At 69.0% G+C, this 12,437-nt stretch carries 13 protein-coding genes; 4 read left to right on the forward strand and 9 right to left on the reverse strand.

Going from position 1 to position 12,437, the window contains the following annotated elements; genetic code table 11:
• Nucleotides 1–52: 52 nt before the first annotated feature.
• From C3E99_RS11630 to C3E99_RS11645, 4 genes are all read left to right on the forward strand, one after another.
• Nucleotides 53–1,405, forward strand: a complete 1,353-nt coding sequence (locus C3E99_RS11630; protein WP_067108105.1) for a methyl-accepting chemotaxis protein — start codon at nucleotides 53–55, stop codon at nucleotides 1,403–1,405.
• A gap of 50 nt (nucleotides 1,406–1,455) precedes the next feature.
• Nucleotides 1,456–2,148, forward strand: a complete 693-nt coding sequence (locus tag C3E99_RS11635) for an SDR family NAD(P)-dependent oxidoreductase (RefSeq protein ID WP_076076512.1) — start codon at nucleotides 1,456–1,458, stop codon at nucleotides 2,146–2,148.
• A gap of 70 nt (nucleotides 2,149–2,218) precedes the next feature.
• Nucleotides 2,219–3,097 carry a subclass B3 metallo-beta-lactamase gene (gene bla, locus C3E99_RS11640; protein WP_067108083.1) on the forward strand — a complete coding sequence of 293 codons (879 nt, stop codon included), beginning with the start codon at nucleotides 2,219–2,221 and terminating at the stop codon, nucleotides 3,095–3,097.
• On the forward strand, nucleotides 3,094–4,065 hold the full coding sequence (locus tag C3E99_RS11645; RefSeq protein ID WP_076076515.1) for a 50S ribosomal protein L11 methyltransferase: 972 nt from the start codon (nucleotides 3,094–3,096) through the stop codon (nucleotides 4,063–4,065). Before bla ends, C3E99_RS11645 begins: the two co-directional genes overlap by 4 nt.
• Before the next feature lie 37 nt (nucleotides 4,066–4,102).
• Here the strand turns inward: C3E99_RS11645 and phhA are convergent, their stop codons facing one another.
• The 9 genes from phhA to C3E99_RS11690 form a co-directional block, all read right to left on the reverse strand.
• On the reverse strand, nucleotides 4,103–4,975 hold the full coding sequence (gene phhA / locus C3E99_RS11650; RefSeq protein WP_076076516.1) for a phenylalanine 4-monooxygenase: 873 nt from the start codon (nucleotides 4,973–4,975) through the stop codon (nucleotides 4,103–4,105).
• Between the two features lie 174 nt (nucleotides 4,976–5,149).
• Nucleotides 5,150–5,770: a molybdenum ABC transporter ATP-binding protein gene (locus C3E99_RS11655; RefSeq protein WP_076076518.1), complete on the reverse strand. Its 621-nt coding sequence runs from the start codon at nucleotides 5,768–5,770 to the stop codon at nucleotides 5,150–5,152.
• Entirely contained in the window at nucleotides 5,760–6,455 is a 696-nt protein-coding gene (gene modB / locus C3E99_RS11660; RefSeq protein ID WP_067185627.1) for a molybdate ABC transporter permease subunit, read from the reverse strand. Before modB ends, C3E99_RS11655 begins: the two co-directional genes overlap by 11 nt.
• Nucleotides 6,455–7,219: a molybdate ABC transporter substrate-binding protein gene (modA, locus tag C3E99_RS11665; RefSeq protein WP_076076519.1), complete on the reverse strand. Its 765-nt coding sequence runs from the start codon at nucleotides 7,217–7,219 to the stop codon at nucleotides 6,455–6,457. Before modA ends, modB begins: the two co-directional genes overlap by 1 nt.
• An 18-nt stretch (nucleotides 7,220–7,237) precedes the next feature.
• Nucleotides 7,238–7,870 carry a Crp/Fnr family transcriptional regulator gene (locus tag C3E99_RS11670; RefSeq protein WP_076076521.1) on the reverse strand — a complete coding sequence of 211 codons (633 nt, stop codon included), beginning with the start codon at nucleotides 7,868–7,870 and terminating at the stop codon, nucleotides 7,238–7,240.
• A gap of 78 nt (nucleotides 7,871–7,948) precedes the next feature.
• Nucleotides 7,949–9,112 (reverse strand): sterol desaturase family protein, encoded by a 1,164-nt coding sequence (locus C3E99_RS11675; RefSeq protein WP_076076522.1) that lies wholly within the window; start codon nucleotides 9,110–9,112, stop codon nucleotides 7,949–7,951.
• A 111-nt stretch (nucleotides 9,113–9,223) separates the two neighbouring features.
• A complete protein-coding gene (gene ligA, locus C3E99_RS11680) occupies nucleotides 9,224–11,389 on the reverse strand; it encodes an NAD-dependent DNA ligase LigA (RefSeq protein WP_076076525.1) in 2,166 nt (721 codons plus the stop codon).
• Nucleotides 11,386–11,784, reverse strand: coding sequence for a putative quinol monooxygenase (locus C3E99_RS11685; RefSeq protein ID WP_076076528.1), 399 nt, complete (start codon nucleotides 11,782–11,784; stop codon nucleotides 11,386–11,388). Before C3E99_RS11685 ends, ligA begins: the two co-directional genes overlap by 4 nt.
• A complete protein-coding gene (locus C3E99_RS11690) occupies nucleotides 11,781–12,428 on the reverse strand; it encodes a GNAT family N-acetyltransferase (protein ID WP_076076531.1) in 648 nt (215 codons plus the stop codon). Before C3E99_RS11690 ends, C3E99_RS11685 begins: the two co-directional genes overlap by 4 nt.
• Nucleotides 12,429–12,437: the final 9 nt, after the last annotated feature.

Consider the following 12,437-nt stretch of genomic DNA (forward strand, 5'->3'; position numbering starts at 1 on the left):
GCGCGCGAACGGCGAATCCGCGCGCGCGAAGATCGTTCGAGGGAACAGGATCATGGTGAAGGAAAATCCGATTCATAAGCAGCAGATCGACCCCGTGGCGATGGCCGAGCGCTTTCCCTTCTACGATCTCGACGGCCGGCTCGCCGCCGACGCCGCCGAAGTCCACGCGATCGTCGCGGGGCACGAGGAGGCGATGGGGCGCGCCTATTGGGAGGCGTTCAACGCGCTGCCGTCGATCGACCGCCCGATCGAGGGCGAGTTGCTCGACGCCTATGTGCGGGGCAGCGCCAGGCATATGCGGGTCAAATATACCGACGCCGCCGGCCAGGAGTCGGCGACGATCGCCTGCCAGAACACGCATATGGCGCTGCGCGTCGGGGTTCCCCTCGCTTCGGTCCTGTCGTGCATCGCCGAAAGCCAGCGCGCGGCGATCGCGCATGTCGTCGCGGCCTGCGCCGACGATGCCGCGCGCACGGTGCGGCTGACGAGCGCTATCAACCGGCTCGCCATCCTCGAATTCGACATCATGCACGCCTATGCCGAAAAGCTGGATCACGCCGCGCGGTCGAGCGAGCGGCACGCGCTGGCGGGCGACTTCGACCGATCGATCGCATCGCTGGTGCAGGACACCGACGGCGTCCGCCGCGAACTGGCCAAGCAGGCCGCGTCCGCCGACCAGGCCGCGAAGGGCATGATCGCCAAGACCAGCGAGGTCGCCGCCGCGTCCGAGCAGTCGGCGATCGCGATGCGCGAGGCCGCGTCGACCGCCGCCGGGCTGATCCGCGCGATCGAGGATGCGCGCAGCGAGGTCGAGGCCTCCGCCGACGTCGCCGTCCGCGCCTCCGAACAGGCGGGCGAGGCCGTCGCCATGTCCGAAGCGCTGTCGCATCACGCCGAATCGATCGAATCGATCCTGGGCCTGATCCGCGAGATCGCCGGCCAGACCAACCTTCTCGCGCTCAACGCGACGATCGAGGCGGCACGCGCCGGCGAATCGGGTCGCGGCTTCGCGGTCGTGGCGCAGGAGGTGAAGAGCCTCGCCAACGAAACCGCGCGCGCGACCGACGACATCGCGGGCAAGATCACCGCGATCCAGCAGGCGACGCGCGGCGCCGTCGCCGCCAACCAGTCGATCCAGCAGACGATCATCGAGGTGCAACAATCGGCGCAAAACATCCGCAACGCAATGGACGCCCAAGCACAAACGGTCACCTCGATCACCGCGGCGGTCGACGAGACCGCGCTCGCCGCCGATTCGATGTCGTCGACCATCGCCAGCATCCGCAACGATTCGGGTATGGTCGCGGGCGAGATCAGCACGCTGAGCGAGGAATTCTCGAAGATGGGCGAGCGGCTCCAGTCACTCGAGCAGGCCGCGACCGAGTTCAGCCGCCGGGTCGCCTGATCCCGGTCCGGCGCTTGGCAAGCCCCACCGCCCTCCCCTAAAGGAGGGCGATGACGACGCATATCCTGATCACCGGCGCGAGCCGCGGCATCGGCGCCGCGATCGCTGGCGCGCTGACCGGCGACGCGACGCGGATCGCCGCGCTGTCGAGCGCCGACGGCGACCTGTCCGACCCCGCGGTCCCCGAACGCCTGTGGGCCGAAAACCTCGACCGGATGGGCGGCCGCATCGACGTGCTCGTCAACAATGCCGGCATGTTCGCGACCAACCCGATCGACGCGGCGGACGACGCCTGGATCGCGGGCTGGAACCGCACCCTGCAGATCAACCTGACCGCCGCCGCGGCGCTCTGCCGCCTCGCGGTGCTCCACTGGCAGGTCGGCGGGCGCAGCGGCCGGATCGTCAACATCGCGAGCCGCGCCGCGCACCGCGGCGACAGTCCCGACCATTGGGATTATGCGGCGTCGAAGGCGGGGATGGTCGCGCTGACCAAGACGATCGCCCGCGGCTACGCGGCGCAAGGCATCCTCGCCTTCGCCATCTGCCCCGGCTTCACCCGCACCGGCATGGCGGATGCCTGGCTGTCCGGCCGCAACGCGGCGGCGCTGCGCGCCGAAATCCCGCTCAGCCGCATCGCCGAGCCCGAGGAAATCGCCGAAATGGCGCGCTGGTGCGCGCTCGACGCGCCGCCGTCGATGACCGGCGCGGTGCTCGACGCCAATGGAGCAAGCCATGTTCGGTAGCCGCCGCATCGCGCGCCGCACGCGGCGAGACGTCGGGACGCCGGCTCCGCGGGGCCATGGCCGGCTTTCCATGGCGGCACTACTGCTGGCAGGCTGCACACCCCAGACCGGGACGCCGCCACCGACCCCGGCCGCACCCACCGGCGAGACGCTCGCCGCCGCATGCCAAGGTCGTGACGGCTGGAGCGACCCTGCGCCGCCCGCGAAAATCTTCGGCAACAGCTATTATGTCGGCACCTGCGGCATTTCGGCGGTGCTGATCGAGGCGCCCGACGGTCTCGTGCTGATCGACGCAGCGACCGAGGAGGCCGCGCCCGCGATTCTCGCCAATATCCGCGCGCTGGGATTCGACCCGAAGCAAATCCATACGCTGCTCGCCAGCCACGAGCATCTCGACCATGTCGGCGGGCTCAAGGCCTTGCAGGATGCGACCGGCGCAACGGTTCATGCGCGCCCCGAAGCGGTCGCCACGCTGACCAGCGGTGAGCCCGAGGCGCGCGATCCGCAGCACGGAGCGATCCCGCCGTTTCGCGGCGTGACGGTGACGGGCGACCTGCGCGACGGAGAGGCATTGCCGATCGCGGACCTGCACCTGACGCCGCACGCGACCCCGGGGCACACGCCGGGAAGCACGAGTTGGACATGGCGATCGTGCGAGGGCAGCGACTGCCGCATCATCGCCTATATCGACAGCCTCAGCGCGGTGTCGGCGGACGCCTACCGTTTCGCCGACCATCCCGATTATGTCGCGATGCAGCGTGCGACCTTCGCCAAAGTGCCGACATTGCCGTGCGACATATTGATCACCCCGCATCCGGGCGCGAGCGGCCTGTTCGCGCGTTTCGCGGGCGACGCGCCGCTCACCGACCCGGAAGGCTGCCGCCGCTATGCCAAGGATGCCGCGAAACGGCTCGACGCGCGGCTTGCGAAGGAAGCGGCCGCGAAATGAGCTGGCTCGTCTCCCTGCCCTGCACGCGTGCCGAGGCCGAGGCGCTGTCGGCCGAGCAACCCGAACTGGAGGCGCTGGCCGATGCCCCGGTGGTGGTGACGCGCGAGATCGACGAAGCGAGCGGCCGATGGCAGCTCGACGCCTATCTCGACGACAGGCCCGGCCCCGCGCTGCTGGCGCTGATACGCGCGCTCGCGCCGAGCGCGAAGGGGGTCGAACCGTCGATCGAGGAACTGCCCGAGGCGGACTGGGTTACGCTGTCGCAGCAGGGGCTGGAGCCGGTGCAGGCGGGCCGCTTCTTCGTCCATACCAGCAGCTATGCCGACCGGACGCCGGTGGGGAGCGTGCCCTTCCTGATCGACGCGGGCCAGGCATTCGGCACCGGTGGGCACGACACGACGGCGGGCTGCCTCGCGATGCTCGACCGCCTAGCGCGCCGGGGCGTCCGTCCGCGCGCCATCGCCGACATCGGCACCGGCACCGGGCTACTGGCCTTCGCCGCGCTGGCGCTGTGGCCGCGCGCCCGCGCGATCGCGTCGGACATCGACCCCGCGAGCATCGCGGTGACGCGCGAGAATGCCGCGATCAACCATGTGCCGCTGGGATGCGGCGCGCGCCGCCTCGCGCTCGCGGTCGCGCCGGGGACCGACCATCCGGCGATCCGCCGCCGCGTACCCTATGATCTGGTCGTCGCCAATATCCTCGCCGGTCCGCTGATCACGCTAGCCCCCGACATCGCCAGCGTTACCGCGCCGGGCGGCCACGCGATCCTGGCCGGGCTGATCGCGCGCCAGATGGAGCCGGTGCTCGCCGCCTATCGCGCGCACGGCTTCCGCCTCGCCGCGCGCGGCGGCAGCGCCGAATGGCCGTGCCTGCTGCTGATCAAACGCCAACGCCACGGCTGGCGGCGCAAACAACGCGCGCTGCACCGCGCCAGCCCGTCGGACGCGACGTTCGGGAGCTGGTGAATTTCTACCCGCTCCCTTTTAGGAGAGGGGATATTGCTCAGCCGCTTTTCGCCAGCGCATATTCCTGTGTGCCGCGCGTGATGACCGTATCGCCGGGCAGGATGTCGGCGATCGGGATCGGCGGCAGCGCGGCGTTGGCGGCATAGAGCGGCGCGAAATCGGTGTTCACCGTGACGTCGAGCAACTGGTCCAGACTGTCGACGACGAAATAATTCTGCTGGAAATCGTCGATCCGGTAATCGGTGCGCATCACCCGCGACAGGTCGAAGCCGATGCGGTTCGGGCTCTCCGAATCGAGCGCGAACAGGCTTTCGGCGTAGGAGGAGACGATGCCCGCGCCATAGATGCGCAGCGTGCCGCCCTCGCGGATCAGCCCGAACTCGACAGTGTACCAATAAAGGCGCGCAAGCTGCTTCAACGCATCATATTTCAGGCTGCGCAACCCGCCCCGGCCATAGGCGGCCATATAGTCGGCGAACACCGGATCGGCGAGCATCGGGACGTGACCGAAAACGTCGTGGAAGACGTCGGGCTCCTGCAGATAGTCGAGCTGCCGCGGGGTGCGGATAAAATTGCCCGCCGGAAAACGGCGATTGGCGAGATGGTCGAAGAAGACATCGTCGGGCACCAGCCCCGGCACCGCGACGACGCGCCACCCGGTCGCCTCCGTCAGTCGCGCGTTGAGGTCGCGATAGTCGGGAATGCCCGGCTTTTCGAGCCGAAGCACGTCGATGCCGCGCAGAAAAGCGTCGGACGCGCGGCCGGGCAGCATCGCCGACTGGCGCGCGAAGAGGCAGTCCCACATTGCATGCTCGTCGGCGGTGAAGGCGTCCCAGTCCTGCGGACACGTCCAGTCGGGCGCGGCGCCCGGCGGCGGGGTGGCGTGGACGTGGCTGGGCGGGTTTTCCATACCGGCGTTTCTAGCATGATCTGGTTTCATATGAAACTGTTCAGGCAGACTCTCGATCGAAAAGCGAGCGCTCCCGCGAAGGCGGGAGCCCAGAGCGGATAAAGCCAAGGCTGCTTTTCTGCCGCTCTGAGTCTCCGCCTGCGCGGGGACACGGCGATGTCGCAAAACGCCGGGTCAACCGTTCAGTGTCACCACTTCGGTCGCCAGTCGGTCGACCTCGGCGCGGTCATGGCTGACGTAGAGGATCGGCAGCCGCAGCTCGTCGCGAATGCGCTCGATCACCGCCATGATGTCGCCGCGCCGCGCCGCGTCGAGCGACGACAGCGGTTCATCCATCAGCAGTATCTCCGGTCCCGCCAGCAGCGCGCGGCCGATCGCGACGCGCTGCGCCTCACCGCCCGACAGGCTCTGCGGCCAGCGGCCGAGCAGGGGTTCGATGCCGAGGAAGGCCACCGCCTCGTCGAACCCCATCCAGCGCCGCGCCGGATCGGCGAGATGGTAGCCGTAGAGCAGGTTCGCCTTCACCCGCCGGTGCGGGAACAGCCGCCCGTCCTGAAAGACATAGCCGATACGCCGCGCTTCGGGCGGCAGGTCGACGTCCGCGCCGAACAGCGTCCGCCCGCCGACGCGGATATGACCGCGGTCGGGACGCAGCAGCCCGGCGACCATGTTCAATATGCTGGTCTTGCCCGCCCCCGACGGCCCGAACAGCGCGGTCAGCCCCGATTCGGCCGTGAAGCACGCCGCGATCGTGCGGGTCCCGAAACGCTTTTCGACGTCGATCTCAATCGCCACGGCGCAGCCTTTCGGCCGGGGTACGCCGAACCAGCCATTCGGAAACGAGCAGCGCGCCGAGCGACAGCGCAACAGACAGCAGCGCCAGCCGCGTCACCATCGCCTCTCCCCCCGGCACCTGCAGCGCCGAATAGATGGCGAGCGGCAGCGTCCGCGTCTCGCCCGGAATGTTCGATACGAAGGTGATCGTCGCGCCGAATTCACCGATCGAGCGCGCGAAGCCGAGCACCAGCGCCGCAAGCACGCCGGGCAGCGCGAGCGGCAGGCTGATCGTCCAGAAGGCATGCCAGCGCCCCGCGCCGAGCGTGCGCGCCGCCCCCTCGAGCCGCCGGTCGACCCCCTCGATCGACAACCGCATCGCGCGCACCATCAGCGGCAGCGCCATGATCGCCGCCGCGAGCGCCGCGCCGGTCCAGCGGAACATCAGCGTCGTGCCGAACCAGTCGTTCAGCCAGCGGCCGACCGGTCCCAGCGGACCGAAGGCGAGCAGCAGCAGCCAGCCGGTGACGACCGGTGGCAGAACGAGCGGCAAGTGGACGAGCGCATCGAGCAACAGCCGCCCCGGAAAGCGATGGCGCGCCAGCAGCCACGCGAGCGCGAAGGCGAGCGGCAGGCAGGCGAGCACCGCGACCCCGCCGACCTTGAGCGACAGGGCGACGATGCCCCATTCCTCCGGCGACAGCATCAGGGCGCCGAAAAGCCGTAGCGGGCGAAGATCGCGCGGCCCTCCCGCGACGCCAGGAAGTTCCGGAATCCCATCGCATCGGGATGACGCGACGCCTTGAGCAGCGCGACCGGATAGCGGATCGGCGGATGGCTCGACGCCGGAAAGACGCCGACGACGCGCACCCGCTTCGACGCGCGCGCGTCGGTCGCATAGACGATGCCTAGCGGCGCCGCGCCATGTTCGACGAGCGCCATCGCGGCGCGGACATTCTCCGCCGGCGCCAACCGGCCCGCGACGCCGCGCCAGACGCCGAGCGCGGTCAGCGCCGCCTTCGCATATTTGCCCGCCGGTACCGCGTCGGGATCGGCGAGCGCGAGCCGCCCGCCGCCCAGAGCGCGCGCGAGCGGAAAGCCCGGCGCGGGCGTCAGGCGCAGCCGCCCGCTCGCGGGGCCGACCAGCACCAGCCGGTTGCCGAGCAGCGTCGTGCGCGTGCCCGGTCGCAGCAGCCCCGCCTTCGCCACCGCGTCCATCCACGGCTCGTCGGCTGACAGGAAGAGGTCGGCGGGCGCGCCGGCGATGATCTGCCGCGCCAGCGCCGACGACCCCGCGAAGGACAGCAGCGGCCGCGCATGCCCCTTTGCCGCCCAGGCGTCGGCGGCGGCGGTCAGCGCCTCCTGAAGGCTGGCCGCGGCCATCACGACGGGGCCGCGCTCGGCCGCGGTGGCAGCGGGCGCCAGTCCGAGCAGCAGCAGGAAGAGGAGCAGGCGGCGCAGCAGGATCATCGCCCGCCTATAGCCCCCTCATCCGGCGGGCGGAAGCGGTGTCGCGATGCGCAGCCAGCCATAGCCGCGCTCGATCTGCCCGCGCGCCGTCAGATCGCGCAGCGCGGCGCCCAGCGTCACGCGCGACACGCCCAGCAGGTCGGCGAGCTGCTGCTGCGTCGCGCGCACCGTGCGGCCGTCGTCGGCGTCGGCCGCCATCGCCGCCAGCAGCCGTGCGAGCCGCTCCGCCGCGGGCAACCGCCGTTCGGCGTCGATGATGTCGAGCGACACGGCGAGCTGGCGGCCGAGGCTGCGCAGCAGCAACTCGGCCCAGCCGATATCGGCGCTCATCAGCGAGCGGAGCAGCGGTCGGTCAATCGCGATCAGCCGTGCCGGCCCGCTCGCGATCGCATCGGCCTGGCGCGGGATGCCGGTGAAGAAGGCAAGCTCGCCGAACATGTCGCCGGGGCCAAGCACGGCAAAGGCGGTGAAGCCGCCGTCCTCGGCATAGCGGCCGACGAGCACATGCCCCTCGACCACCACCCAGAAGGCGTCGCCGGGGTCGCCCTGATGCTGGACGAACTGTCCGTCGGCGAAGCGGCGCGCCGGTGCCGTCGCGAGCAGTCGCTCGCGCCCCAGGGCCGGCAGCCGGGTCCGCTCGGCGAAGGTCAATTGATAACTTCTTTGCATTCCCGGTGCTGCTTCTGCGGCGCTGCGCCCGGAAAGGCAAGCGGCGCGGCGGCGCGCCGATCACTCGGCGGGCGTCTCCGCCTTCCCCTTGCGGGTCCAGGGATAGAGGAACTGGCCGGCGTAGCTGCGCGGCACGTCCTCCGGTATGCCGTAACTCTCGGGCCAGCGGTCCTTCGGCAGGTGGAAGGTGCCGAACAATTTGTCGAGCCATGGGAAATGAATCGCGAAATTGACGTCGAATGCCTCGCGCTCCAGCCCGTGGTGCCAGTGATGGAAGCGCGGCGTCGCGATCCAGTGGCCGATCCGGTTGAAGCTGCCCCCGACATTTGCATGGAGCAGCGACGACCAGACATAGACGAAGCCGATATAGGCCTGCATCACCGACGGGCTGAACCCCAGCGTGAACAGCGGCAGCGAGGTGACCGAGCGCAGCAGGATTATCTCGACGAAATGCATCCGCGACCCCGCGAGCCAGTCCATCGATTTCGCGCTGTGGTGGATCGCGTGAAAACCCCACAGGAACGGGACCTTGTGAAACAGTCGGTGATACCAATATTGCGCGAGGTCCGACGCGACGAGGACGATCGCGAACTGCACGAGCCACGGCAAGGACGCGGCCCCGGCGCGGAAAGCATCCCAACCGGTCGTGTGCGCGTTGACGAATTGCTGCGGCGCGAGCGCGAGGAAGCTGAGCACCTGCACGAACATCGTGCTGACCAGATAATAGAAGAGATCCTCGCGCCATTCGGTGCGGAACAGGCGCTGCGCCCGGCGATGCGGAAAGGCGCGTTCGAGCGGTGCGAACATGAAGCCGGTGACCAACAGGTTGACGATGAAGAAGTCGAGCCCGAAGAATATGCCCCAGTCGCGCGTCTCGGCGGGCTGGACGTTGGCGCCGCCGAGCAGCACCGCGGCAAGCCCGATCATCAGCGCGGTCAACCCGAGCACCTTGCGCGGACGCAGCAACAGACTGAGCAGCGCGAGCGCATAGCTGGCGAGCAGGGTCAGATGGACGAAACCGCGAAAACCGGTCCAGTCCTTGACCACCGCCAGTTCGGGGGTGGCGAACCAGTCCGGGAAACGCAGCGCGACCACCATGAACAGCCCGCTAATCGCGAACAGCAGGCCGAAGAAGCCCGACAGCCAGCCGCTGCCGAACCGCCGCACCTCGGTATGCGATTCAAGGTCGCACATCAGATTTTGCAGGTAATCACGCTTTGCCATGCCCGCCGCTCTCCACTCTCGTCACTCCGGACTCGATCCGGCATTCATTGCCGGTCCGGCTTCGTGGACCCCGGACCGAGTCCGGGATGACGAAGAAAAATTGCCGGCTCGCTAACCTGCCGCCTCGACGATCTGCGCCCATTCGACCTCGTCGATCACGCGGATGCCGAGCGCGGCCGCCTGCTTGAGCTTCGACCCGGCGCCCGGGCCGGCGACGACGAGATCGGTCTTGGCGCTCACGCTGCCCGCGGCCTTGGCGCCCAGCCTTTCGGCCTGTGCCTTCGCCTCGTCGCGGCTCATCGTCTCAAGCTTGCCGGTGAAGACGACGGTCTTGCCCGACACCTCGCTCTCGCGCATCTCGACGACATAGGGCGGCGGCGCGACTTCGGAGAAAAGATCGTCCCACAAGGCGCGATTGTGCGGTTCGTGGAAGAAATCGCCGAGTGCCTCCCCCACCGCGACGCCGATGCCGTCGGCGCGCACCTCGAGGATCGTCTTGATCGCCTCGACCTTGCGCGCGAGATATTTGCCGTCGGATTCGCCCTCGGCCTGCGGGTTGGCATCGAGATAGGCGTGGATTTCGGCGGCTTTGCCGGGCAGGCGCGCAAGGTCGCCCAGCCCCTTCATCAGGTCACGCGCCGTCACTGCGCCGACGTGGCGGATACCGAGCCCGAACAGCAGCCGCGCCGCATCGGGCGACCGCTTCGCCTCGATCGCGGCGAACAGATTGTCGACCGACTTGTCCTTCCACCCTTCGCGACCAAGCAACTCGTCGCGATGACCCTTCAGCCGGAAGATGTCGGCAGGGCCCTTGTCGAGCCAGCCAAGTTCGAGAAACTCGGCGATGCTCTTCTCGCCCAGCCCCTCGATATCGAGCGCGCCGCGGCTGACGAAATGTCGTAGCCGTTCGAATTTCTGGGCGTTGCAGATCAGGCCGCCGGTGCAGCGCACGTCGACCTCACCTTCCTCGGCGACCGCTTCGCTGCCGCACACTGGGCAATGGTCGGGGAAGATATAGGGATCGCGCGGTTCGGCGCGGGTCAGATTCTCGACCACCTGCGGGATTACGTCGCCCGCGCGCTGGATGACGACGCGATCACCGGGGCGCACGCCGAGCCGGCCGATCTCGTCACGGTTGTGGAGGGTCACGTTCGACACCACGACCCCGCCGACGGTGACGGGGGTGAGGCGCCCGACCGGGGTCAGCTTGCCGGTGCGGCCGACCTGGATATCGATCGATTCGAGCGTCGTCTGCGCGCGTTCGGCGGGGAATTTGTGCGCGATCGCCCAGCGCGGCGCCTTGGCGACAAAGCCCAGCCGCTCCTGCCAGTCGAGCCGGTCGACCTTGTAGACGACGCCGTCGATGTCATAGGGCATGTCGGCGCGCTCGGCCTCGATCGTGCGGTAATGGTCGAGCACCGCCTCGACGCTCTCGAAGCGCCCGAGCAGCGGCGAGACGGGCACGCCCCAGCTTTCGATGCGCTTCATCATCGCGAACTGCGTCGCCTCGGGCAGGCCGCTGACCTCTCCCCAGCCGTGGGCGAGGAAGCGTAGCGGGCGCGATGCGGTGATGCTCGCATCCTTCTGCCGCAGCGAGCCCGCCGCGGCGTTGCGCGGATTGGCGAACTGGCGCGCCTTCTCGAGGTCGTTGGCCTCGGCGAGCAACCGTTCGTTGAGCGCGGCGAAGTCGGCCTTCGCCATATAGACCTCGCCGCGAATCTCGAAGACGTCGGGAATATCCGTCGCCCCGGCTTTCGCTGGGGCGACGAGTGTCTGGGGAATATCGGCGATACAGCGCACGTTCGGGGTGACATCCTCACCCACCGTGCCGTCGCCGCGCGTCGCGGCCTGCACCAGCACGCCCTTTTCGTAGCGCAGCGAGCAGGAGAGGCCGTCGATCTTGTCCTCGGCGGTCAGCGCAAGCACCTCATCCTCGTCGAGCCGCAGGAAACGCCGCACGCGCCGCGCGAACTCCTCGACATCCTCGGCCGCGAAGGCGTTGTCGAGGCTCATCATCCGCACCGCGTGCGTGACCTTGGCGAGCGGCGACGCCTCGACCGCGGCACCGACCAGCCGGTTCGGGCTGTCGGCGCGGATCAGGTGCGGGAACGCCTCCTCGATCGAATTGTTGCGCCGGACAAGCGCGTCGTAATCGGCGTCCGAAATCTCCGGACTGTCCTCCGCATGGTAAAGCTTGTTGTGATGCGCGATCTGTTTCGCGAGCCGCATCAGTTCGTTGGCGGCCTCGGCTTCGGTCAGCGATTCGACATCTTTCATGCGCCGGCTTTTGCCACCGGCTTGAACTCGGCGCGAGACCCAAATCCGGCGATCAGCGGCCGCCCCTTCGCGATCGCCTCCTGCACCTCGGGCAATTGCAGCGATGCGGCGTGCGCCGCCTTGTCGGCCCACAATTCGACGATCCACAGCGCGTCGGGGTTCTCGCTATCCTCGCCGACGATATAGGCGAAATTGCCCGGCATCCGGCCGGTGCCTTCGGTCAGGACCGCCGCGAGCGCGGCGCGCTGCCCCGGTTGCGCGATCATCTGGCCGATCAGGCCATATTCGGGAAACTGTTCTTCCATGATTGCCTCCAGGGCCCGCAAGGATCGCACCGGCAGCACCGCCGCCGCAAAAGCCGCAAGCGCGGCGAGATGAGTGCGCCGGTCGATCATCGCGCGATCGCCAGCACATGCACCTGCCGCCGGATATGGAAGCCGAGCGATTCGTAGAGCGCGATCGCGCCCGCATTGTCGGCATAGCTGTGCAGGAAAGGCTGCTCGCCGCGCGCCATCATCGCGCGCATGACATAGCCGATCAGCGTGCGGGCAAATCCGCGGCCGCGGCCATCGAACCAGGTCGCGACTCCGCTGATCTCCGCCATGCCGGGCATCAACATGCGTTGGCCCGCCATCGCAAGCAGGCGGCCATCCTCGCGGATCCCGAAGAAGGGGCCGTAGCGGTGCGTCGCCGGCCCCCACGGCCCCGGCCGCGCATGATCGGCGAGCGCCGCCATATCCGCCGCGTCGGCGTCGGACAGCGGGATGATCGGCGGCTCGCCGCCACGCGCCGGCGGCGGAGCGCCTACCGCGACCATCTGCGCGAGCAACGCGCGCTTCACCTCGCGCGTGCCGGGCGGCACCGGCCACGGCTCATCCTCCACGATCCACAATTCGCCATCGTCAGGAACCAGCGCGGCAAGCGCTGCCTGCGCCCCGGCCTCCCGATCGGCGGCGGCGCCGAACGGCCCATAGCGGCGGTCGATTCGCACCGCCTGCGCATCGCCCTCGGCCAGATGCGCCTGCCGCCCGGTGAGCATGCTCCATAC

Origin of the sequence: Sphingopyxis sp. MG, assembly GCF_002953155.1 — a bacterium.
Taxonomy (GTDB): domain Bacteria; phylum Pseudomonadota; class Alphaproteobacteria; order Sphingomonadales; family Sphingomonadaceae; genus Sphingopyxis; species Sphingopyxis granuli.

Excerpts from the sequence above, each read along its gene's own strand:
- C3E99_RS11630 (WP_067108105.1), top strand. The coding sequence starts at position 53 with ATGGTGAAGGAAAATCCGATTCATAAGCAGCAGATCGACCCCGTGGCG.
- C3E99_RS11635 (WP_076076512.1), top strand. The coding sequence starts at position 1,456 with ATGACGACGCATATCCTGATCACCGGCGCGAGCCGCGGCATCGGCGCC.
- bla (WP_067108083.1), top strand. The coding sequence starts at position 2,219 with ATGGCGGCACTACTGCTGGCAGGCTGCACACCCCAGACCGGGACGCCG.
- C3E99_RS11645 (WP_076076515.1), top strand. The coding sequence starts at position 3,094 with ATGAGCTGGCTCGTCTCCCTGCCCTGCACGCGTGCCGAGGCCGAGGCG.
- phhA (WP_076076516.1), bottom strand. The coding sequence starts at position 4,975 with ATGGAAAACCCGCCCAGCCACGTCCACGCCACCCCGCCGCCGGGCGCC.
- modB (WP_067185627.1), bottom strand. The coding sequence starts at position 6,455 with ATGCTGTCGCCGGAGGAATGGGGCATCGTCGCCCTGTCGCTCAAGGTC.
- modA (WP_076076519.1), bottom strand. The coding sequence starts at position 7,219 with ATGATCCTGCTGCGCCGCCTGCTCCTCTTCCTGCTGCTGCTCGGACTG.
- C3E99_RS11675 (WP_076076522.1), bottom strand. The coding sequence starts at position 9,112 with ATGGCAAAGCGTGATTACCTGCAAAATCTGATGTGCGACCTTGAATCG.
- ligA (WP_076076525.1), bottom strand. The coding sequence starts at position 11,389 with ATGAAAGATGTCGAATCGCTGACCGAAGCCGAGGCCGCCAACGAACTG.
- C3E99_RS11685 (WP_076076528.1), bottom strand. The coding sequence starts at position 11,784 with ATGATCGACCGGCGCACTCATCTCGCCGCGCTTGCGGCTTTTGCGGCG.
- C3E99_RS11690 (WP_076076531.1), bottom strand. The coding sequence starts at position 12,428 with ATGCTCACCGGGCGGCAGGCGCATCTGGCCGAGGGCGATGCGCAGGCG.